The organism is Streptomyces sp. NPDC005925 (genome assembly GCF_040638805.1).
Taxonomy (GTDB): domain Bacteria; phylum Actinomycetota; class Actinomycetes; order Streptomycetales; family Streptomycetaceae; genus Streptomyces.
The window spans coordinates 148,801-170,559 of the sequence record NZ_JBEXVL010000010.1 but is presented as its reverse complement, the minus strand read 5'-3'; the positions used below and the strand labels follow the sequence as shown (position 1 = coordinate 170,559).

13 protein-coding genes and 1 pseudogene are annotated in these 21,759 nt (G+C 68.6%); 12 read left to right on the top strand and 2 right to left on the bottom strand.

Annotation, left to right across the window (positions count from 1 at the left end; all coding sequences use genetic code 11):
- The first annotated feature begins 441 nt into the window (after positions 1–441).
- The 7 genes from rpoB (at position 442) to tuf (ending at position 13,385) form a co-directional block, all read left to right on the top strand.
- Positions 442–3,927 carry a DNA-directed RNA polymerase subunit beta gene (gene rpoB, locus ABZ354_RS15345; protein WP_358656820.1) on the top strand — a complete coding sequence of 1,162 codons (3,486 nt, stop codon included), beginning with the start codon at positions 442–444 and terminating at the stop codon, positions 3,925–3,927.
- Between the two features lie 94 nt (positions 3,928–4,021).
- Positions 4,022–7,921 carry a DNA-directed RNA polymerase subunit beta' gene (locus ABZ354_RS15340; protein WP_358656818.1) on the top strand — a complete coding sequence of 1,300 codons (3,900 nt, stop codon included), beginning with the start codon at positions 4,022–4,024 and terminating at the stop codon, positions 7,919–7,921.
- 274 nt (positions 7,922–8,195) lie between these two features.
- Positions 8,196–8,729 carry a DUF1707 and DUF4190 domain-containing protein gene (locus tag ABZ354_RS15335; RefSeq protein WP_358656816.1) on the top strand — a complete coding sequence of 178 codons (534 nt, stop codon included), beginning with the start codon at positions 8,196–8,198 and terminating at the stop codon, positions 8,727–8,729.
- A gap of 297 nt (positions 8,730–9,026) precedes the next feature.
- Entirely contained in the window at positions 9,027–9,398 is a 372-nt protein-coding gene (gene rpsL, locus ABZ354_RS15330; protein WP_003948652.1) for a 30S ribosomal protein S12, read from the top strand.
- Positions 9,399–9,400: 2 nt separating this feature from the next.
- The gene (gene rpsG, locus ABZ354_RS15325) at positions 9,401–9,871 is read left to right on the top strand and encodes a 30S ribosomal protein S7 (RefSeq protein WP_003992340.1); all 471 of its coding nucleotides are present in this window, start codon (positions 9,401–9,403) and stop codon (positions 9,869–9,871) included.
- A 39-nt stretch (positions 9,872–9,910) separates the two neighbouring features.
- Complete coding sequence (fusA, locus tag ABZ354_RS15320) at positions 9,911–12,037, top strand: elongation factor G (RefSeq protein WP_358656814.1); 2,127 nt, start codon at positions 9,911–9,913, stop codon at positions 12,035–12,037.
- A 154-nt stretch (positions 12,038–12,191) separates the two neighbouring features.
- Complete coding sequence (gene tuf, locus ABZ354_RS15315) at positions 12,192–13,385, top strand: elongation factor Tu (protein ID WP_358656812.1); 1,194 nt, start codon at positions 12,192–12,194, stop codon at positions 13,383–13,385.
- Positions 13,386–13,498: 113 nt separating this feature from the next.
- Here tuf and ABZ354_RS15310 read toward each other — a convergent pair whose 3' ends face one another.
- A complete protein-coding gene (locus tag ABZ354_RS15310) occupies positions 13,499–14,473 on the bottom strand; it encodes a hypothetical protein (RefSeq protein WP_358656810.1) in 975 nt (324 codons plus the stop codon).
- Between the two features lie 1,121 nt (positions 14,474–15,594).
- On the opposite strand from ABZ354_RS15310, the gene gdhA reads away from it, so the two are divergent.
- Positions 15,595–16,953 (top strand): NADP-specific glutamate dehydrogenase, encoded by a 1,359-nt coding sequence (gene gdhA / locus ABZ354_RS15305; protein ID WP_358656808.1) that lies wholly within the window; start codon positions 15,595–15,597, stop codon positions 16,951–16,953.
- Here the strand turns inward: gdhA and ABZ354_RS15300 are convergent.
- A pseudogene (locus ABZ354_RS15300) lies at positions 16,946–17,161 on the bottom strand (hypothetical protein); the annotation flags it as partial. The gene gdhA and the pseudogene ABZ354_RS15300 sit on opposite strands and share 8 nt — an antisense overlap.
- Positions 17,162–17,282: 121 nt before the next feature.
- Between ABZ354_RS15300 and ABZ354_RS15295 the strand changes: the two are divergent.
- The 4 genes from ABZ354_RS15295 (at position 17,283) to rplC (ending at position 21,758) form a co-directional block, all read left to right on the top strand.
- A complete protein-coding gene (locus ABZ354_RS15295; protein ID WP_358656806.1) occupies positions 17,283–18,719 on the top strand; it encodes a hypothetical protein in 1,437 nt (478 codons plus the stop codon).
- Between the two features lie 71 nt (positions 18,720–18,790).
- The gene (locus ABZ354_RS15290) at positions 18,791–20,311 is read left to right on the top strand and encodes a hypothetical protein (protein WP_358656804.1); all 1,521 of its coding nucleotides are present in this window, start codon (positions 18,791–18,793) and stop codon (positions 20,309–20,311) included.
- A 476-nt stretch (positions 20,312–20,787) separates the two neighbouring features.
- Positions 20,788–21,096 carry a 30S ribosomal protein S10 gene (gene rpsJ, locus ABZ354_RS15285; protein WP_003948644.1) on the top strand — a complete coding sequence of 103 codons (309 nt, stop codon included), beginning with the start codon at positions 20,788–20,790 and terminating at the stop codon, positions 21,094–21,096.
- 17 nt (positions 21,097–21,113) lie between these two features.
- Positions 21,114–21,758: a 50S ribosomal protein L3 gene (gene rplC, locus ABZ354_RS15280; RefSeq protein WP_358656802.1), complete on the top strand. Its 645-nt coding sequence runs from the start codon at positions 21,114–21,116 to the stop codon at positions 21,756–21,758.
- The last annotated feature ends 1 nt before the right edge of the window (position 21,759 follow it).

The window sequence follows — 21,759 nt, the reverse complement described above, 5'->3', positions numbered from 1 at the left end:
CCTTGCACCTGTGGCGGTGCCGAGTAAGGTGATCTTCGTCGTGCCTCACGGCCAGGAACACACCGGCGGCAACCAGTTTGGGCAAGGGGGCCCTTGACGAACCGGACGCAGCGCGCGATTCTCAGGACGCGTCGCCAGAAGGATCCGAATCCGAGGCATGGATCGGCGACGAAGAGGGCAGTATCACCGTGCGTTGAGGGCAGGGCCTTGTCGCAGGAGTTGAGAACAACGAGGGTCTCGCACACCCGAAGTGGACATCAGTGTGCCAAGTGGCTACACTGACCCTTTGCGCTGCCTGTTAGCTGCCCCCTGCCCGTCACCAGGGGTCTGCCCTCGCTTCAGCACCGACGAAAGATCGTCTCTGACCTGGGACCTTTGTCTGTGCACCGGTGAGGGGCCGGTACGCGCGTAGTGAGTCCGAGCCCTCGGAAGGACCCCCTCTTGGCCGCCTCGCGCAACGCCTCGACCGCGAATACGAACAACGCCGCCAGCACCGCCCCGCTGCGCATCTCTTTTGCAAAGATCAAGGAGCCCCTCGAGGTTCCGAACCTCCTCGCGCTGCAAACCGAGAGCTTCGACTGGCTGCTCGGCAACGACGCCTGGAAGGCTCGCGTCGAGGAGGCTCTGGAGAACGGTCAGGACGTCCCCACCAAGTCCGGTCTGGAGGAGATCTTCGAGGAGATCTCCCCGATCGAGGACTTCTCCGGGTCGATGTCGCTGACTTTCCGCGACCACCGCTTCGAGCCGCCGAAGAACTCCATCGACGAGTGCAAGGAGCGCGACTTCACGTACGCGGCTCCCCTCTTCGTCACCGCCGAGTTCACCAACAACGAGACCGGCGAGATCAAGTCCCAGACCGTCTTCATGGGCGACTTCCCGCTCATGACGGGCAAGGGCACCTTCGTCATCAACGGCACCGAGCGTGTCGTCGTGTCGCAGCTGGTCCGTTCGCCCGGCGTCTACTTCGACTCCTCCATCGACAAGACGTCCGACAAGGACATCTTCTCCGCCAAGATCATCCCGTCCCGGGGTGCCTGGCTGGAGATGGAGATCGACAAGCGCGACATGGTCGGTGTCCGCATCGACCGCAAGCGCAAGCAGTCCGTCACCGTCCTGCTCAAGGCGCTCGGCTGGACCACCGAGCAGATCCTCGAGGAGTTCGGCGAGTACGAGTCCATGCGCGCCACCCTGGAGAAGGACCACACCCAGGGCCAGGACGACGCGCTGCTCGACATCTACCGCAAGCTGCGGCCGGGCGAGCCCCCGACGCGCGAGGCGGCGCAGACCCTGCTCGAGAACCTCTACTTCAACCCCAAGCGCTACGACCTCGCGAAGGTCGGCCGCTACAAGGTGAACAAGAAGCTCGGTGCGGACGAGCCGCTGGACGCCGGTGTGCTCACCACCGACGACGTCATCGCCACCATCAAGTACCTGGTGAAGCTGCACGCCGGTGAGACCGAGACGACCGGCGAGTCCGGCCGCTCGATCATCGTCGAGACCGACGACATCGACCACTTCGGCAACCGCCGCATCCGCAGCGTCGGCGAGCTCATCCAGAACCAGGTCCGTACGGGTCTCGCCCGTATGGAGCGTGTCGTGCGTGAGCGCATGACCACCCAGGACGTCGAGGCGATCACGCCGCAGACCCTGATCAACATCCGGCCGGTCGTCGCCTCCATCAAGGAGTTCTTCGGCACCAGCCAGCTGTCGCAGTTCATGGACCAGAACAACCCGCTGTCGGGCCTGACGCACAAGCGTCGTCTCAACGCCCTCGGCCCGGGTGGTCTCTCCCGTGAGCGGGCCGGCTTCGAAGTCCGTGACGTGCACCCCTCGCACTACGGCCGCATGTGCCCGATCGAGACGCCCGAAGGCCCGAACATCGGTCTGATCGGCTCCCTCGCCTCCTACGGCCGGGTCAACGCGTTCGGCTTCATCGAGACGCCGTACCGCAAGGTCGTCGAGGGCGTCGTCACCGACGACGTCGACTACCTGACCGCCGACGAGGAGGACCGCTTCGTCATCGCGCAGGCCAACGCGCCGCTCTCCGAGGACTTCCGGTTCGAGGAGTCCCGCGTGCTGGTCCGCCGCCGTGGCGGCGAGGTCGACTACGTCCCCGGCGACGACGTCGACTACATGGACGTCTCGCCGCGCCAGATGGTGTCGGTCGCGACCGCCATGATCCCGTTCCTCGAGCACGACGACGCCAACCGTGCCCTCATGGGCGCGAACATGATGCGCCAGGCCGTGCCGCTGATCCAGTCCGAGGCGCCGCTCGTCGGCACCGGCATGGAGTACCGCTCCGCGGTCGACGCCGGCGACGTGGTCAAGGCCGAGAAGGACGGTGTGGTCCAGGAGGTCTCCGCGGACTACATCACCACCGCCAACGACGACGGCACGTACATCACGTACCGCCTGGCGAAGTTCTCGCGCTCCAACCAGGGCACCTCGGTCAACCAGAAGGTCATCGTCAACGAGGGCGACCGGATCATCACCGGTCAGGTCCTCGCCGACGGTCCCGCCACGCAGAACGGCGAGATGGCCCTCGGTAAGAACCTGCTGGTCGCGTTCATGCCGTGGGAGGGTCACAACTACGAGGACGCGATCATCCTGTCGCAGCGCCTCGTGCAGGACGACGTCCTCTCCTCGATCCACATCGAGGAGCACGAGGTCGACGCCCGTGACACCAAGCTCGGCCCCGAGGAGATCACCCGGGACATCCCGAACGTCTCCGAGGAGGTCCTCGCCGACCTCGACGAGCGCGGCATCATCCGCATCGGTGCCGAGGTCGTCGCCGGCGACATCCTCGTCGGCAAGGTCACGCCCAAGGGTGAGACCGAGCTGACGCCGGAAGAGCGCCTGCTGCGCGCGATCTTCGGTGAGAAGGCCCGTGAGGTCCGAGACACCTCGCTGAAGGTGCCGCACGGCGAGATCGGCAAGGTCATCGGCGTCCGCGTCTTCGACCGCGAGGAAGGCGACGAGCTGCCGCCCGGCGTCAACCAGCTGGTCCGTGTGTATGTCGCGCAGAAGCGCAAGATCACGGACGGTGACAAGCTCGCCGGCCGTCACGGCAACAAGGGCGTCATCTCCAAGATCCTGCCGATCGAGGACATGCCGTTCCTCGAGGACGGCACCCCGGTCGACATCATCCTCAACCCGCTGGGTGTGCCGTCCCGAATGAACCCGGGGCAGGTCCTGGAGATCCACCTCGGCTGGCTCGCCAGCCAGGGCTGGGACGTCTCCGGCCTCGCCGACGAGTGGGCCGAGCGGCTCCAGGTCATCGGCGCCGACAAGGTCGACCCGCGGACCAACGTGGCCACCCCGGTCTTCGACGGTGCCCGCGAGGACGAGCTCACCGGTCTGCTGGAGCACACCGTCCCGAACCGCGACGGCGACCGCATGGTCCTCCCGTCCGGCAAGGCGCGGCTGTTCGACGGCCGGTCGGGTGAGCCGTTCCCGGACCCGATCTCGATCGGTTACATGTACATCCTCAAGCTCCACCACCTGGTGGACGACAAGCTGCACGCCCGCTCGACCGGCCCGTACAGCATGATCACCCAGCAGCCGCTGGGTGGTAAGGCCCAGTTCGGTGGCCAGCGCTTCGGTGAGATGGAGGTGTGGGCGCTGGAGGCTTACGGCGCCGCGTACGCCCTCCAGGAGCTCCTGACCATCAAGTCCGACGACGTCACCGGCCGCGTGAAGGTCTACGAGGCCATCGTCAAGGGCGAGAACATCCCTGAGCCCGGCATCCCCGAGTCCTTCAAGGTGCTCATCAAGGAGATGCAGTCCCTGTGCCTCAACGTGGAGGTGCTGTCCTCGGACGGCATGTCCATCGAGATGCGCGACACCGACGAGGACGTCTTCCGCGCTGCGGAGGAGCTTGGCATCGACCTGTCCCGGCGCGAGCCGAGCAGCGTCGAAGAGGTCTGACGGGAGTTCGGCCGGGCTCGACATGAGCCCGGCCGGCCCCAGGACCCCCGTATCAGACCCCATGACTTACAACCCTGAGAGGGATTGACGCATAGTGCTCGACGTCAACTTCTTCGACGAGCTCCGGATCGGTCTGGCCACCGCTGACGACATCCGTCAGTGGAGCCACGGCGAGGTCAAGAAGCCCGAGACGATCAACTACCGCACGCTCAAGCCCGAAAAGGACGGACTCTTCTGCGAGAAGATCTTCGGTCCGACCCGGGACTGGGAGTGCTACTGCGGCAAGTACAAGCGCGTCCGCTTCAAGGGCATCATCTGCGAGCGGTGTGGCGTCGAGGTCACCCGCGCCAAGGTGCGCCGTGAGCGGATGGGCCACATCGAGCTTGCCGCTCCCGTCACCCACATCTGGTACTTCAAGGGTGTGCCGTCGCGGCTGGGCTACCTGCTCGACCTCGCCCCGAAGGACCTGGAGAAGGTCATCTACTTCGCGGCGTACATGATCACGTACGTCGACGAGGAGCGCCGCACCCGCGACCTGCCCTCGCTGGAGGCCCACGTCTCCGTCGAGCGCCAGCAGATCGAGAACCGCCGCGACGCCGACCTCGAGGCCCGCGCCAAGAAGCTTGAGACCGACCTGGCCGAGCTCGAGGCCGAGGGTGCCAAGGCCGACGTGCGCCGCAAGGTGCGCGAGGGTGCCGAGCGCGAGATGAAGCAGCTGCGCGACCGCGCCCAGCGCGAGATCGACCGGCTCGACGAGGTGTGGAACCGCTTCAAGAACCTCAAGGTCCAGGACCTGGAGGGTGACGAGCTGCTCTACCGCGAACTGCGCGACCGCTTCGGCACGTACTTCGACGGCTCGATGGGTGCCGCGGCGCTGCAGAAGCGCCTGGAGTCCTTCGACCTCGACGAGGAGGCCGAGCGTCTCCGCGAGATCATCCGGACCGGCAAGGGCCAGAAGAAGACCCGTGCGCTCAAGCGCCTCAAGGTCGTCTCCGCGTTCCTGCAGACCAGCAACAGCCCCAAGGGCATGGTGCTCGACTGCGTGCCGGTCATCCCGCCGGACCTGCGTCCGATGGTGCAGCTGGACGGTGGCCGCTTCGCGACCTCCGACCTGAACGACCTGTACCGCCGCGTGATCAACCGCAACAACCGCCTGAAGCGGCTTCTCGACCTCGGCGCGCCCGAGATCATCGTGAACAACGAGAAGCGCATGCTCCAGGAGGCCGTCGACGCGCTCTTCGACAACGGCCGTCGTGGTCGCCCGGTCACCGGTCCCGGCAACCGCCCCCTGAAGTCGCTGTCCGACATGCTCAAGGGCAAGCAGGGCCGCTTCCGTCAGAACCTGCTCGGCAAGCGCGTCGACTACTCGGCGCGTTCCGTCATCGTCGTCGGCCCGCAGCTGAAGCTGCACCAGTGCGGCCTGCCCAAGGCCATGGCGCTGGAGCTCTTCAAGCCGTTCGTGATGAAGCGCCTGGTCGACCTGAACCACGCGCAGAACATCAAGAGCGCCAAGCGCATGGTCGAGCGCGGCCGTACGGTCGTGTACGACGTGCTGGAAGAGGTCATCGCGGAGCACCCGGTTCTGCTGAACCGCGCGCCCACGCTGCACCGCCTCGGCATCCAGGCCTTCGAACCGCAGCTGGTCGAGGGCAAGGCCATCCAGATCCACCCGCTCGTCTGCACCGCGTTCAACGCGGACTTCGACGGTGACCAGATGGCCGTCCACCTGCCGCTCTCCGCGGAGGCGCAGGCCGAGGCACGCATCCTGATGCTGTCCTCGAACAACATCCTCAAGCCCGCCGACGGCCGTCCGGTGACGATGCCGACCCAGGACATGGTCCTCGGTCTGTTCTTCCTCACCACCGACGGCGAGATGCGCGACCTCAAGGGCGAGGGCCGTTCCTTCGCCTCCGTCGCCGAGGCGATCATGGCCTTCGACGCGGGCGACCTGTCGCTCCAGTCGAAGATCGACATCCGCTTCCCGGTGGGCACCATCCCGCCGCGCGGATGGATGCCGCCGGCGCGCGAGGAGGGCGAGCCGGAGTGGCAGCAGGGTGACACCTTCCGGCTGAACACCACGCTGGGCCGCGCGCTCTTCAACGAGCTGCTGCCCGAGGACTACCCGTTCGTCGACTACGAGGTCGGCAAGAAGCAGCTCTCCGAGATCGTCAACGACCTCGCCGAGCGCTACCCGAAGGTCATCGTGGCGGCGACGCTCGACAACCTGAAGGCGGCCGGCTTCTACTGGGCGACCCGTTCCGGCGTCACCGTGGCCATCTCCGACGTCGTCGTCCCCGAGGCGAAGAAGGAGATCGTCAAGGGGTACGAGGCGCAGGACGAGAAGGTCCAGAAGCAGTACGAGCGCGGTCTGATCACCAAGGACGAGCGCACGCAGGAGCTCATCGCGATCTGGACCAAGGCGACCAACGAGGTCGCCGAGGCGATGAACGAGAACTTCCCGAAGACCAACCCGATCTTCATGATGGTGAACTCGGGTGCACGAGGCAACATGATGCAGATGCGTCAGATCGCCGGTATGCGTGGTCTGGTGTCGAACGCGAAGAACGAGACGATCCCGCGTCCGATCAAGGCGTCGTTCCGTGAGGGCCTGTCCGTGCTGGAGTACTTCATCTCCACGCACGGTGCCCGTAAGGGTCTGGCGGACACCGCCCTGCGGACCGCCGACTCGGGTTACCTCACCCGTCGTCTGGTCGACGTCTCCCAGGACGTCATCATCCGCGAGGAGGACTGCGGCACCGACCGCGGCCTCAAGCTCGACATCGCCGAGCGCGGCGCCGACGGCGTGCTGCGCAAGGCGGACAACGTCGAGACGTCCGTGTACGCGCGCTGCCTCGCCGAGGACATCGTGGTCGAGGGCAAGGTGCTGGCCCCGGCCGGCACCGACCTGGGCGACGTCCTCATCGACGAGCTCGTCAAGCACGGCGTCCAGACGGTCAAGACCCGCTCGGTCCTGACCTGCGAGTCCGCCGTCGGCACCTGCGCCATGTGCTACGGCCGCTCGCTGGCCACCGGCAAGCTGGTCGACATCGGTGAGGCGGTCGGCATCATCGCCGCCCAGTCCATCGGTGAGCCCGGCACCCAGCTGACGATGCGTACCTTCCACACCGGTGGTGTGGCCGGTGACGACATCACCCAGGGTCTGCCGCGTGTCGTCGAGCTCTTCGAGGCCCGTACCCCGAAGGGTGTCGCCCCGATCTCCGAGGCCTCCGGCCGCGTGCGGATCGAGGAGACCGAGAAGACCAAGAAGCTCGTCGTCACCCCGGACGACGGCAGCGACGAGACGGCGTTCCCGATCTCCAAGCGCGCCCGTCTCCTGGTCGGCGAGGGCGAGCACGTCGAGGTGGGCCAGAAGCTCACCGTGGGTGCCACCAACCCGCACGACGTGCTGCGCATCCTGGGTCAGCGTGCCGTCCAGGTCCACCTGGTCGGCGAGGTCCAGAAGGTCTACAACTCGCAGGGTGTGTCGATCCACGACAAGCACATCGAGATCATCATCCGGCAGATGCTGCGCCGCGTGACGATCATCGAGTCCGGCGACGCCGAGCTGCTGCCCGGCGAGCTGGTCGAGCGTTCGAAGTTCGAGACCGAGAACCGTCGTGTGGTCCAGGAGGGCGGTCACCCGGCCTCCGGTCGTCCGCAGCTGATGGGTATCACCAAGGCCTCGCTGGCGACGGAATCCTGGCTGTCGGCCGCCTCCTTCCAGGAGACGACCCGAGTCCTGACGGACGCGGCGATCAACGCCAAGTCCGACAGCCTCATCGGCCTCAAGGAGAACGTCATCATCGGCAAGCTCATCCCGGCCGGTACGGGCCTGTCCCGCTACCGCAACATCCGGGTCGAGCCGACCGAGGAGGCCAAGGCCGCGATGTACTCGGCCGTCGGCTACGACGACATCGACTACTCGCCGTTCGGCACGGGCTCCGGCCAGGCCGTACCGCTGGAGGACTACGACTACGGTCCGTACAACCAGTGAGGCGTAGGTACGTCTGAACGACTGAGGGGCGGTCACTCCCGTGGGGGTGGCCGCCCCTCGGCGTGTCGGCGGCCGCGGTCCACGCATCGCAGGAAACGAGCGGCAACCGGCCGTTGCGGCCGGTGGAAAGCGCTCGCTCCGCGATACGGTTCGGTATGGCCCGGTGTGTGACAGGGCTGTCACGGACGGCGGTGTTCGGGGGATGCGCGGAACCGAACCAGGGGTATGAGGCGTTCGAGTCTTCGAGAGCAGTCAACGGCCCCGGGAGGCACCCGTGTCGTACCCGACACCGTGGCAGGGCGGCCCGTCGCAAGGGCCGGGCGGGCCGCCGATGCTCGCGGCGCACGCGGACCGGGAGCGGGCCGTGGACGTGCTGCGCGCGGGGTACGCGGAGGGGCGGCTGGACCACCCCGAGTTCGAGAAGCGCGTCGCGCGGGCGTACCAGGCCCGAACGGTGGCCGAGCTGGCCGTGCTGGTCGCGGACCTGCCGCAGGGGCCCGTGCCGCAGCCGGTGGCCGCGGCGGGCCCCGTGCCGCGGACGTTCCTGCCGGCGGCGCAGCAGAAGACCAACGGCAAGGCGATCGCGTCGATGGTCTGCGGCATCCTGTGCGTGGTCACCGGGGGGCTGACGGGTCTGCCCGCGGTGATCCTCGGCCACCAGGCCCAGTCGGAGATCCGCCGCACCGGCGAGAGCGGCGACGGCTTCGCGATCACCGGGCTGGTGCTGGGGTGGCTGTCCGTGGCGGCCTGGGTGCTCATCGCGGGCCTGATCGGGCTGGTGGCGGTGCTCGTGGAGTCGTCCGGCTGACGGAATCGAAGATCATCAAGGGCATGGGGTCTTGACATGCTTCGTCCGGCGGGGTGGGCGGAGCCCATTTGTTTTGACCACAGCCAATGAGGTAGGTACGCTCAGACCTTGTGCCTGGGGTGTGCCCTGGCCCTCGTGTGTGCCTTTTGAACCGCACAGGGTCCGAGAGCGGCCACCGTAATCTGCGCCCTTCCCGTCGCTGCGGCGGGAGTCTGCTGGATTCGACACACCCGACCGCGTGGGTCGGCGATGTTCCAGGTTAGCTTCACCATTCGGCACACAGAAACCGGAGAAGTAGTGCCTACGATCCAGCAGCTGGTCCGGAAGGGCCGGCAGGACAAGGTCGAGAAGAACAAGACGCCCGCACTCGAGGGTTCCCCTCAGCGTCGGGGCGTCTGCACGCGTGTGTTCACGACCACCCCGAAGAAGCCGAACTCGGCCCTGCGTAAGGTCGCGCGTGTGCGTCTGACCAGCGGGATCGAGGTCACCGCTTACATTCCGGGTGAGGGACACAACCTGCAGGAGCACTCCATCGTGCTCGTGCGCGGCGGCCGTGTGAAGGACCTGCCGGGTGTTCGCTACAAGATCATCCGTGGCTCGCTCGACACCCAGGGTGTCAAGAACCGCAAGCAGGCCCGCAGCCGCTACGGCGCCAAGAAGGAGAAGTAAGAATGCCTCGTAAGGGCCCCGCCCCGAAGCGCCCGGTCATCATCGACCCGGTCTACGGTTCTCCTCTGGTGACCTCCCTCATCAACAAGGTGCTGCTGAACGGCAAGCGCTCCACCGCCGAGCGCATCGTCTACGGCGCCATGGAGGGTCTGCGTGAGAAGACGGGCAACGACCCGATCATCACGCTGAAGCGCGCGCTCGAGAACATCAAGCCGACCCTCGAGGTCAAGTCCCGCCGTGTCGGTGGCGCCACCTACCAGGTGCCGATCGAGGTCAAGCCCGGTCGCGCCAACACGCTCGCGCTGCGCTGGCTCGTCGGGTACTCCCGCGCCCGCCGCGAGAAGACCATGACCGAGCGTCTGCTCAACGAGCTCCTCGACGCCTCCAACGGCCTCGGTGCCGCTGTGAAGAAGCGCGAGGACACGCACAAGATGGCCGAGTCCAACAAGGCCTTCGCGCACTACCGCTGGTAGTCGCAGACCCCATCGAGACCGAGAGAAGACGAAAGCCTTATGGCTACCACTTCGCTTGACCTGGCCAAGGTGCGCAACATCGGCATCATGGCCCACATCGACGCGGGCAAGACGACCACCACCGAGCGGATCCTGTTCTACACCGGCGTTTCCTACAAGATCGGTGAGGTCCACGACGGCGCTGCCACCATGGACTGGATGGAGCAGGAGCAGGAGCGTGGCATCACGATCACCTCTGCTGCCACCACCTGCCACTGGCCGCTGGAAGACGTCGACCACACCATCAACATCATCGACACGCCGGGCCACGTCGACTTCACCGTCGAGGTGGAGCGTTCGCTGCGCGTACTCGACGGTGCCGTGACGGTGTTCGACGGCGTCGCCGGCGTCGAGCCCCAGTCCGAGACGGTGTGGCGTCAGGCGGACCGCTACGGCGTTCCGCGTATCTGCTTCGTCAACAAGCTCGACCGGACCGGTGCCGAGTTCCACCGCTGCGTCGACATGATCTCCGACCGCCTGGGTGCGCAGCCGCTCGTCATGCAGCTGCCCATCGGTGCCGAGGCCGACTTCAAGGGCGTCGTCGACCTCGTGACGATGAAGGCCTTTGTCTGGTCCGCCGAGGCCACCAAGGGCGAGATGTACGACATCGTCGACATCCCGGACACGCACGCCGAGGCTGCCGAGGAGTACCGCGGCAAGCTGCTCGAGGCCGTGGCCGAGAACGACGAGGAGCTGATGGAGCTGTACCTGGAGGGCACCGAGCCCACCGTGGAGCAGCTCTACGCGGCGATCCGTCGTATCACCATCGCGTCCGGCAAGAGCGACGGCATCACCGTCACCCCGGTGTTCTGCGGTACCGCGTTCAAGAACAAGGGCGTGCAGCCCCTGCTCGACGCGGTCGTGCGCTACCTGCCCTCTCCGCTCGACGTCGAGGCCATCGAGGGCCACGACGTCAAGGACCCGGAGAAGGCCGTCATGCGCAAGCCGTCGGACGAGGAGCCCCTCGCCGCGCTCGCGTTCAAGATCATGAGCGACCCGCACCTCGGCAAGCTCACCTTCGTCCGCGTGTACTCCGGCCGTCTGGAGTCCGGCACCCAGGTGCTGAACTCCGTGAAGGGCAAGAAGGAGCGCATCGGCAAGATCTACCGCATGCACGCCAACAAGCGTGAGGAGATCGAGTCGGTGGGCGCCGGTGACATCGTCGCCGTCATGGGCCTGAAGCAGACCACCACCGGTGAGACGCTGTCCGACGACAAGAACCCGGTGATCCTGGAGTCCATGGACTTCCCGGCGCCGGTCATCCAGGTCGCCATCGAGCCCAAGTCCAAGGGTGACCAGGAGAAGCTGGGTGTCGCCATCCAGCGTCTCGCGGAGGAGGACCCCTCCTTCCAGGTCCACTCGGACGAGGAGACCGGCCAGACCATCATCGGCGGCATGGGCGAGCTGCACCTCGAGGTGCTGGTCGACCGCATGCGCCGTGAGTTCAAGGTCGAGGCCAACGTCGGCAAGCCGCAGGTCGCCTACCGTGAGACGATCCGCAAGTCGGTCGAGAAGGTCGAGTTCACCCACAAGAAGCAGACGGGTGGCACCGGCCAGTTCGCTCGCGTGATCATCGCGATCGAGCCGATCGAGGGCGGCGACGCCTCGTACGAGTTCGTCAACAAGGTCACCGGTGGCCGTATCCCGAAGGAGTACATCCCTTCGGTCGACGCCGGTGCGCAGGAGGCCATGCAGTTCGGCATCCTCGCCGGTTACGAGATGACCGGTGTGCGCGTGACGCTCATCGACGGTGCCTACCACGAGGTGGACTCCTCCGAGCTCGCGTTCAAGATCGCCGGTTCGCAGGCCTTCAAGGAGGCCGCGCGCAGGGCTTCACCCGTGCTCCTCGAGCCGATGATGGCCGTCGAGGTCACCACGCCCGAGGACTACATGGGTGACGTCATCGGCGACATCAACTCCCGCCGTGGCCAGATCCAGGCCATGGAGGAGCGGGCGGGTGCCCGCGTCGTGAAGGGCCTCGTGCCCCTCTCGGAGATGTTCGGCTACGTCGGCGACCTCCGCAGCAAGACGTCGGGTCGCGCAAGCTACTCGATGCAGTTCGACTCCTACGCCGAGGTTCCGCGGAACGTCGCCGAGGAGATCATCGCGAAGGCCAAGGGCGAGTAACGCACCGCGTCTACACGCCGTAGGCTTGACTCCGGAGCCTCGAGGGGCATTCCCGCCGTAATCGGCGAGAATGCCCACGGGCCCGGGCATTCCAGCAAAGATCACCTGGCGCCGATGAGTAAGGCGTACCAGAACCACTCCCAGGAGGACCCCAGTGGCGAAGGCGAAGTTCGAGCGGACTAAGCCGCACGTCAACATCGGCACCATCGGTCACATCGACCACGGTAAGACGACCCTCACGGCCGCCATTACCAAGGTGCTGCACGACGCGTACCCGGACCTGAACGAGGCCTCGGCCTTCGACCAGATCGACAAGGCTCCTGAGGAGCGCCAGCGCGGTATCACCATCTCCATCGCGCACGTCGAGTACCAGACCGAGACGCGTCACTACGCCCACGTCGACTGCCCCGGTCACGCGGACTACATCAAGAACATGATCACGGGTGCGGCGCAGATGGACGGCGCCATCCTCGTGGTCGCCGCCACCGACGGCCCGATGCCGCAGACCAAGGAGCACGTGCTCCTGGCCCGCCAGGTCGGCGTTCCGTACATCGTCGTCGCCCTGAACAAGGCCGACATGGTGGACGACGAGGAGATCCTGGAGCTCGTCGAGCTCGAGGTTCGTGAGCTGCTCTCCGAGTACGAGTTCCCGGGCGACGACCTGCCGGTCGTCAAGGTCTCGGCGCTCAAGGCCCTCGAGGGCGACAAGGAGTGGGGCAACTCCGTCCTCGAGCTGATGAAGGCCGTGGACGAGAGCATCCCGCAGCCCGAGCGTGACGTCGACAAGCCGTTCCTGATGCCGATCGAGGACGTCTTCACGATCACCGGTCGCGGTACGGTCGTCACCGGCCGTATCGAGCGTGGTGTCCTCAAGGTCAACGAGACCGTCGACATCGTCGGCATCAAGACCGAGAAGACCACCACCACGGTCACCGGCATCGAGATGTTCCGCAAGCTGCTCGACGAGGGCCAGGCCGGTGAGAACGTCGGTCTGCTCCTCCGTGGCATCAAGCGCGAGGACGTCGAGCGCGGCCAGGTCATCATCAAGCCCGGTTCGGTCACGCCGCACACCGAGTTCGAGGCCCAGGCCTACATCCTGTCCAAGGACGAGGGTGGCCGCCACACGCCGTTCTTCAACAACTACCGCCCGCAGTTCTACTTCCGTACGACGGACGTGACCGGCGTGGTGACCCTCCCCGAGGGCACCGAGATGGTCATGCCGGGTGACAACACCGAGATGAAGGTGGAGCTCATCCAGCCCATCGCCATGGAAGAGGGCCTGAAGTTCGCCATCCGCGAGGGTGGCCGGACCGTGGGCGCCGGCCAGGTCACCAAGATCAACAAGTGAGCTTGCTGATCTGACCTGGTAGCTCCAGCGAGCACCGGGAAGGGCCCGCACGACTTCGGTCGTGCGGGCCTTTTCGCATGCCCTGGCCGGCTGGTCGGACCGCCGTCCGGGGGCTACTGCATGTTCTGGACGTGCGGATGGTCGTACGAGGTGGTGCACACGTAGAGCTGGAGGCGGTAGCCGCGGCCGATGGTGAGGTGGGTGTCCTGGGCCGGCTCCGTGCCGGCGTCCTCGACCGGGCACCAGCTTCCGCTGCCGCCGTCCCATTCGCTGCCGTCGACGGTGAGCAGCGGCCGGACCTCGCCGCCGCACTCGGCGCAGGTCATCGGGTACGGGTCGGAGAAGCTCCACGGGGCGTGCCCGCCGACCTTGCAGCCGGGCGCCACACCGAGGTCGAACTGGTACTCCAGGGCCAGCCGCGCGGTCCAGGCACGGATGCGGTCGGCCAGTTCCCGGGGGAGCTCGTGCGGGGCCGGGTACTCGGTGACCGGCTCCGGGTGCAGGACACAGGGCTCGGGCAGGTAGTCGTCGTTGCCGACGACCGGCGGCTGCGGGGCGTCGTCCAGCGCCGTCGTGACGTCGGCGGCGGTGCGCCAGCGCAACTCGGTGCGCGGGAGGTAGTCGCGGACGTGGTCGAACGGGCACCACAGGACCTGGAGCAGGTCGGTGCCGTCGGGGCGGAGCAGGCCCGGGACGTCCCTGGCGTACAGCTGGGCCACGGGGATCAGCGGGGAGGGGCCCTCGACCGGAACGCGGCGGTCCCGCACGGCACGCTCCACCACCTCGCGTTCCTCGGGGGTCAGCAGGTCGGCGCCGGCCGGGCGGGGGCGGGACCACGCCGCGGCGAGGATGCCGCGGCGCTGCCGGATCTCCCCGGGCACGCGACCGCGCTGCCAGGGCTCGCCGTGGTCGGGGCAGACCGGCCAGGGCTCGTCGGCCGGCCACAGCAGCGGACCGCCGATCGAGCTGTCGGCCGCGGTCGGGCTGCCGGCCCGGGGATGCAGCCGGACGGTGGTACGGGCCAGCGGCGCGAGTTCGGGGAACTGCGCGGTGACGTCGAGAGGGCGGGGCGGTGTCGTGCGGGTCATGATCGGCAGAGTATGGGGCGAGGGGCGCGCGGCCCACCCGCGGGCCGGGGGCGGCCAGGGACCGGTGGAGCCGGGGAGGACAGGGCCCGCCCGCGGTCCCGGTCTTACCAAGGGTTCACCCGCGCGCTGTCGTTGACTTTCCGTCGACTTTCACATGATCCGGTACACCCTTCGAACTGGGGCGGGAGCCTGACCGTCCGGAGAATTCGCCCCACCGTCGAAAGTGAGCGCAGCGCCCGTGAGTACCCGCCGGCACCCCGAACAGCCCGGTGAACGTCCGGGGGAGTTGCCAGGGCAACCGGACGGGTACATGGACAGCCGTCCGGAGGCGGAGTCCGCGCTGACCGACGCGGTTGGCGGCGTTTCTGCGGGAGGCCGCGGAGGGCGGGGGAGCGGACGCGCCGAGGAACCGTCGGCACGGGCTCGGATGGTGACGCGGCGGCTGCGGGAGCAGGAGGAGGCGGCAGCCCGCCGGAGCGGACGGGGCGGACGCCGTCGAACTGCCCGACGCCGGGCCACTGGCCGGTCTGAGCGGGGCGGACGTCGCGCGCGGCCTGCGCCGGGCCAAGGAGTTCCTGGTGGCTGGCAACCTGGACCAGAAGGTGCTGCGGGGCGTTACGCCGCAGCGGGCGCTGGACCTCCTGGATCCGAAGCAGCCCGGCCTGCTGCCCGATCTGCGGCGGGCGCTGCGCGAACCGACGCGGGAGAACGATCCGATCATGCTGTTCAGCCGGGTTCGACCCGCACGAGGCACGGCTCGCCGGCGACGTGATCAAGGTGCGGGGGCACATGACCGTCGCCGCCGGCCGGCGGGGCGAGGTGAAGGCGCACGCGGACTACACGTTCGTCTACCCGATGGTGCGGGCGGACGGCGACAGCGTCGGTGGCCGAGCCCCTTCCCCGTGCTGCCCGCACCCCACGGGTCATGCGTGGGGCGCCGCCGATCAGCCCTGTTCGGCGTCGCCGAGGGGCAGGCCGTGTCGACCTGCGTCACGAAGTCGGAAGTCACGGAAGCTTCACGTGAGCCCATTGATCCGGATCACGATGCGGGTATAGAGACTGCCGCACCCACATTCCGACATCTGGTCGGCCCAGACACCCCCGCGCCAGAAAGGGACCCCGTGACCTCACGCCCCGACACCAAGGCCGCCCTCGACTTCCTGCGCACCGAACTGCAGCGCCGCAACCCCGCCGAGCCCGAGTTCCACCAGGCGGCGAGCGAGGTGCTGGAGAGCCTCGCGCGGGTCCTCGCGGCGCGACCCGAGTACGCCGAGCCGGGCCTGCTGGAGCGGCTGATCGAGCCGGAACGGCAGATCATCTTCCGGGTGCCGTGGACGGACGACCGGGGCCGGGTCCACGTCAACCGGGGCTTCCGGATCGAGTTCAACAGCGCGCTCGGCCCGTACAAGGGCGGCCTGCGCTTCCACCCCTCCGTGAACCTCGGCATCATCAAGTTCCTCGGGTTCGAGCAGGTCTTCAAGAACGCCCTGACCGGGCTCGGCATCGGCGGCGGCAAGGGCGGCAGCGACTTCGACCCGCAGGGCCGCAGCGACGGCGAGGTCATGCGCTTCTGCCAGTCCTTCATGACGGAGCTGTACCGGCACATCGGCGAGTACACCGACGTGCCCGCGGGCGACATCGGCGTGGGCGGCCGTGAGATCGGCTACCTCTTCGGCCAGTACCGGCGGATCACCAACCGCTGGGAGGGCGGCGTACTCACCGGCAAGCACGCCGGCTGGGGCGGCTCCCTCATCCGCCCGGAGGCCACCGGGTACGGCAACGTCCTCTTCGTGGAGGCGATGCTGCGCGAGCGCGGCGAGGACCTGGAGGGCCGGACGGTGGTCGTCTCGGGGTCCGGGAACGTGGCGATCCACACGATCGAGAAGCTGGCGGCCCTGGGCGCCACCCCGGTGACCTGCTCGGACTCGACGGGCTACGTGGTGGACGAGAAGGGCATCGACCTGGCCCTGCTCCGCCGGATCAAGGAAGTGGAACGCGGCCGGGTGAGCACGTACGCCGAACGGCGCGGCGCCTCGGCCCGCTTCGTCCCCGGCGGCCGGGTCTGGGAGGTCCCGGCCGACGTGGCCCTCCCGTCGGCCACCCAGAACGAACTGAACGCGGACGACGCGGCCATGCTGATCCGCAATGGCGTGAGGGCGGTCTCGGAGGGCGCGAACATGCCGACGACCCCGCAGGCGGTCCAGCTCTTCCAGCAGGCGGGGGTCGCCTTCGGCCCCGGCAAGGCGGCCAACGCGGGGGGCGTAGCGGTCAGCGCGCTCGAGATGACGCAGAACGCCTCGCGTACGTCGTGGAAGGCCGACCGGGTCGAGAACGAGCTGGCCCGCATCATGACCGACGTGCACACCACCTGCGCCGAGACCGCCGCGCGCTACGGCGCCCCGGGCGACTACGTGACCGGCGCGAACATCGCGGGCTTCGAGCGGGTGGCGGACGCGATGCTCGCGCAGGGCGTCATCTGACGCACGCGCCGTCGGGCCGTCGGGGCATGGGGATGCCGGCCGGGCGTGCGGGGCGACCGAAGCGGGCGGGGACGCCCGGCGAGGACAGCACGCTCACCGGCTCCCCGGCCGGCCTCGGCAGAGCGTTCCGGTTGAGCTCCTCGACCCGCTCGCCCCTCCGTACGGATGCCCGCGCCCGCACCCCTTACGGAGGGCCGGGGGCGCGGCGTCGGAGGTCCGGACGACGCCGCCGACCGTCTCGTAAATGGGTTCGATTCCCGTACAACTCTTTGCCCTCCCCGGTGGTCTCCTGTGTGCTTTCGCCCCGCCGCGCTCTCTGGAGGAGCCTCGTGCGCACACGCACCTTGTTGACGTCCGCTGTCATGCTCGCCTCGGGCCTTACTCCGCTGACGGCAGCAGCGGCCCATGGCGCCACCGGCACTCCGGGCGACATCAACAAGGACGGCTACCGCGACGTCGTCGTCTCGGCGCCGGACGCCACGGTCGCGGGCCGGGCGGGGGCCGGTGCCGTGGTCGTCATGTACGGCACGGCCCGTGGCATCGACACGACCAGACGCACCGTCGTGACGCAGGACTCCACCGGTGTCCCGGGCAGCGCCGAGGCGGGCGACCGCTTCGGCGCTGCCGTCGTCGTGCACGACCTGAACGCCGACGGGTACGGCGACATGGTCGTGGGCGCCCCGGGCGAGGAGGTCTACGGGGACGTGGGCGGCGGGTCGGTCACGGTCGTGTGGGGCACCGCCTCCGGCCCGACGAAGGCGAAGACGGTCGCAGACCCCTGGCCGTCCTCCCACGACGCCTACGGCAGGACGCTGGCCGTGGGCACCCACAACTCCCTCAACCCGGTGAACGAGGGGAAGCTGTCGATCGCCATCGGCGCCAATGACGGGGAGGTGACCTTCATGCCGGCGGACCTGTCCGCGCAGTCCGGCACCAGCGGCACCGGTACCCTTTTCAACCCCGAGCACGGCATCGTCGCCCTGACCACGGTCGATCTCCCGAACACCGACAGCGACCGGCTGATGATCCACGGCCGCGGCGTCTCGGACGACGGCTGGGGGTACGACGGACAGGGCGACGACCCCGGCACCTGGCTCGTCACCCCCGGCGGCTTCGAGGACACCGCCCTTCCCGCCGGCACGGTCTCCGCCGTCGGGAACCTGGACGGCAACGGCTCCCCCGACCTCGTGGTGGGCGACCCGGAGGACCCCGCGCAGAGCCCCGGCACCTCGCTCGGCGGCCGGGTCACCGTCTACTACGACGCCGCGTACGGCGGCTCCCCGAGCCGCGTCCAGATCATCGACCAGGACACCGCGGGGGTGCCCGGAGCCGGTGAGGCGGGCGACCGCTTCGGCGCCTCTGTCGCGATCGGCGACACCGACAAGGACGGGCGGGCCGACCTGGTGGTCGGCGCGCCGGGGGAGAACACCGGCACCGGAGCCGTCACGGCCGTACGAGGCACCAGCGGCCTCCTGGACGCCGCCCACGCCCGCGCCTGGACGCAGAACAGCGGCGGCGTCCCCGGCACATCGGAGGCGGGCGACGCGTTCGGCAGCGCCGTGCGGCTCGTCGACACCGACAAGGACGGCTGCGCCGACCTGCTGATCGGCGCTCCGGGCGAGAACGACGGCGCCGGCTCCGTGTGGTCCCTGCGCGGCTCGGCCACGTCCGTCACGGCGACCGGGGCGGTCAGCTTCAGCGTCGGCGGTGCGGGGCTCGGGTCGGCGGGAGCCGCCCGCCTCGGCGGGGTGGTGACCGGTCCGTGACCCCTGCACGTTCTCCTCGCGCCGTCACGTCGCGCCCGTCGTCCCCGCAGTCCTTCGCTCCCGGAGCCGTCATGCCCACCTCCAGCACGCCGCCCACCCGGCCCACCTCGTCCGCCCCGGGCACCGTCGGGTCCCGCCGCCTCGCCGCCGCCGTCGCGGCCGGTGCCGCCGCCACCCTCACCGCCGTGGCCCTGCCCGCCCACCCCGCCGTGGCCGCCTCTCCCTACCGCGGTGCCAACACCGCTGCCGTCCAGGACGACTTCAACGGCGACGGCTACCGCGACCTGGCCGTGGGCGCGCCCGGCGCGTCCAACGGGTCGGTCGACGCGGCGGGCGCCGTCGTCGTGCTGTACGGCTCCGCAACCGGTGTCGCGGCTTCCCGCCGCACGGTGATCACCCAGGCGACGAGCGGGGTACCGGGCGCGCCGGAGGAGTGGGACCGATTCGGTACGGCGGTGGCCTCCGCCGACCTCGACCGCGACGGCTACGCCGATCTGCTGGTCGGTACCCCCGGGGAGGCGGCGGGCACCATGTGGGGGACCGGGTCGCTCACCGTGGTGTGGGGTGGCTCCGCCGGGCTGAAGGGCGGCGCCTCTGTCGCGCCGCCGACCGGTCTGGACGAGGGCTGCAACTTCGCCGCCGGTGTCGCCGCGGGCGACGTCACCGGCGACGGGGCTCCCGACCTCGGCGTCACCGGCCAGTGCGGCGCGACGGCCTACACGGGCCCCTTCACCCGTACCGGGGCCCCTGCCCGCAGGGTGTTCGTGAACGCGCTCGGCACCAACCGCGGTGTCGTCATCGGCGACGTCGACGGCGACGGGACGGCCGAGCGGTTCTGGCTGCCCGGCCCGACCGACGGAGACGTCGGCGGACCCGTCCACCTCGAGAACGACAGCGGCTCGTACACCGAACTCCCGCTCGCCGACGGCCTGTCCGGGCAGATCGGTGACGTCGACGGCGACGGATACGGCGACCTGGTCACCGGTGTCCCCTACGACGCGTCGCTGACGTCCGGGGACACTCCCGCCCACCGCGGCGGCGAGATCCAGGTCCTCTACGGCAGCGCGCAGGGCATCACCACCGGCCAGGAGCCCCAGATCATCCACCAGGACACCGCCTCGGTACCCGGTGAAGGCGAGGACGGCGACCTGTTCGGCCTCTCCCTCAGCGTCGGGGACACCAACGGCGACGGGTACGCGGACGTCCTCGTCGGCAGCCACGGGGAAGCCGTGGGCTCCGCCGGCCACGCGGGCTCGGCGACGCTGCTGCGCGGATCGTCCGCCGGGCTGACCGCGGCCGGTTCCACGGGGTACACGCAGAACACGAGCGGCGTGCCCGGCACCGCCGAGCAGGGGGACATGTTCGGCGCCTCCACCCATCTCGTCGACCTGAACGAGGACGGCCGGGCGGAGGCCGTCGTCGGCGCGCCCGGCGAGAACTCCGACGGCATGGTGTGGATCGCCCGGGGCTCGGCCACCGGTCCGGTCACCAGCGGCTCGGCCGGCATCGGCGGCACCGCGGCGGGAGTGACCCGCCGCTATGCGGACATCGAGTTCGGCGAGGAGCTGTCCGGCGCCCGCTTCGCGTCGTAGGGCCGGTCCCGGCCGGGACACGCCTCCCGGCCGTGGCGGTTCCCGTCCCCGGGATGACCGTCTCCGCGCACGAGCCCTTGTTTGATCCCTGCCGCCCCCGGGGTATTGTCTCCGGCTCGATTGGCGTCGGCGCTGGTCCCTGTGGCAGACTGTCCGAGTTGCTCGGTCGAGCGTTGATGCTGCGCGCCTCCCGCCGGGAGGACCGGAAGCGAGTCCCACAGTACTCGTCGTTCCTGATCAGGAGCGGACGTACGGGAATCTTCCGGGAAGTGTCAGTGCGGCGCCGACCAGGCACCCGGTGGGCCTTTCGCCCCCGGTTCACGGTTCTGGTAGGGCCGTGTCAATCCCGCAGGGATGTTCGAACAAGGGACATTCATGTCAGCGAGAGTGCGACACGCCCGACCGCGTGGGTCGGAGAGTGAAGTGTGGAACACCGGGTTCCAGAGCGTTACGAGAGACAGGACTACTGAGTAGCCATGGCGGGACAGAAGATCCGCATCCGGCTCAAGGCCTACGACCACGAGGTCATCGACAGCTCGGCGAAGAAGATCGTCGAGACGGTGACGCGTACTGGTGCGTCGGTCGCGGGCCCGGTGCCGCTGCCCACTGAGAAGAACGTGTACTGCGTCATCAAGTCGCCGCACAAGTACAAGGACTCGCGCGAGCACTTCGAGATGCGCACGCACAAGCGCCTGATCGACATCCTCGACCCGACTCCCAAGACCGTTGACTCTCTGATGCGACTCGACCTCCCGGCCGGTGTCGACATCGAGATCAAGCTCTGAGGGCCGGTGATCTGAGAATGGCTAAGCAGATCAAGGGCATCCTGGGCGAGAAGCTCGGCATGACGCAGGTGTGGGACGAGAACAACCGTGTTGTTCCGGTCACCGTCGTCAAGGCCGGCCCGAACGTCGTGACCCAGGTCCGTACGAATGACTCCGACGGCTACGAGTCGGTCCAGATCGCCTTCGGCGAGATCGACCCGCGCAAGGTGAACAAGCCCCTCAAGGGCCACTTCGCCAAGGCCGACGTCACTCCCCGCCGCCACCTCGTCGAGATCCGTACCGCCGACGCCGGCGAGTACACCCTCGGCCAGGAGATCACCGCCGAGGTGTTCGAGGCCGGCCTCAAGGTCGACGTGACCGGCAAGAGCAAGGGCAAGGGCTTCGCCGGTGTCATGAAGCGTCACAACTTCAAGGGCCTCGGCGCCGGACACGGCACCCAGCGCAAGCACCGCTCCCCCGGTTCCATCGGTGGCTGCGCCACCCCGGGCCGCGTGTTCAAGGGCCTCCGCATGGCGGGTCGCATGGGCAACGAGCGGGTCACCACCCAGAACCTGACCGTCCACGCCGTTGACGCGGAGAAGGGTCTGCTGCTCATCAAGGGCGCGGTTCCCGGTCCGAACGGCGGCCTCGTCCTGGTCCGCACCGCGGCCAAGGGGGCCTGAG

Bases quoted from the DNA above. Each gene is read 5' to 3' on its own strand.
- fusA (WP_358656814.1), top strand. From the start codon at position 9,911: ATGGCTACCACTTCGCTTGACCTGGCCAAGGTGCGCAACATCGGCATC.
- rpsJ (WP_003948644.1), top strand. From the start codon at position 20,788: ATGGCGGGACAGAAGATCCGCATCCGGCTCAAGGCCTACGACCACGAG.
- rplC (WP_358656802.1), top strand. From the start codon at position 21,114: ATGGCTAAGCAGATCAAGGGCATCCTGGGCGAGAAGCTCGGCATGACG.
- rpsG (WP_003992340.1), top strand. From the start codon at position 9,401: ATGCCTCGTAAGGGCCCCGCCCCGAAGCGCCCGGTCATCATCGACCCG.
- ABZ354_RS15310 (WP_358656810.1), bottom strand. From the start codon at position 14,473: ATGACCCGCACGACACCGCCCCGCCCTCTCGACGTCACCGCGCAGTTC.
- ABZ354_RS15290 (WP_358656804.1), top strand. From the start codon at position 18,791: ATGCCCACCTCCAGCACGCCGCCCACCCGGCCCACCTCGTCCGCCCCG.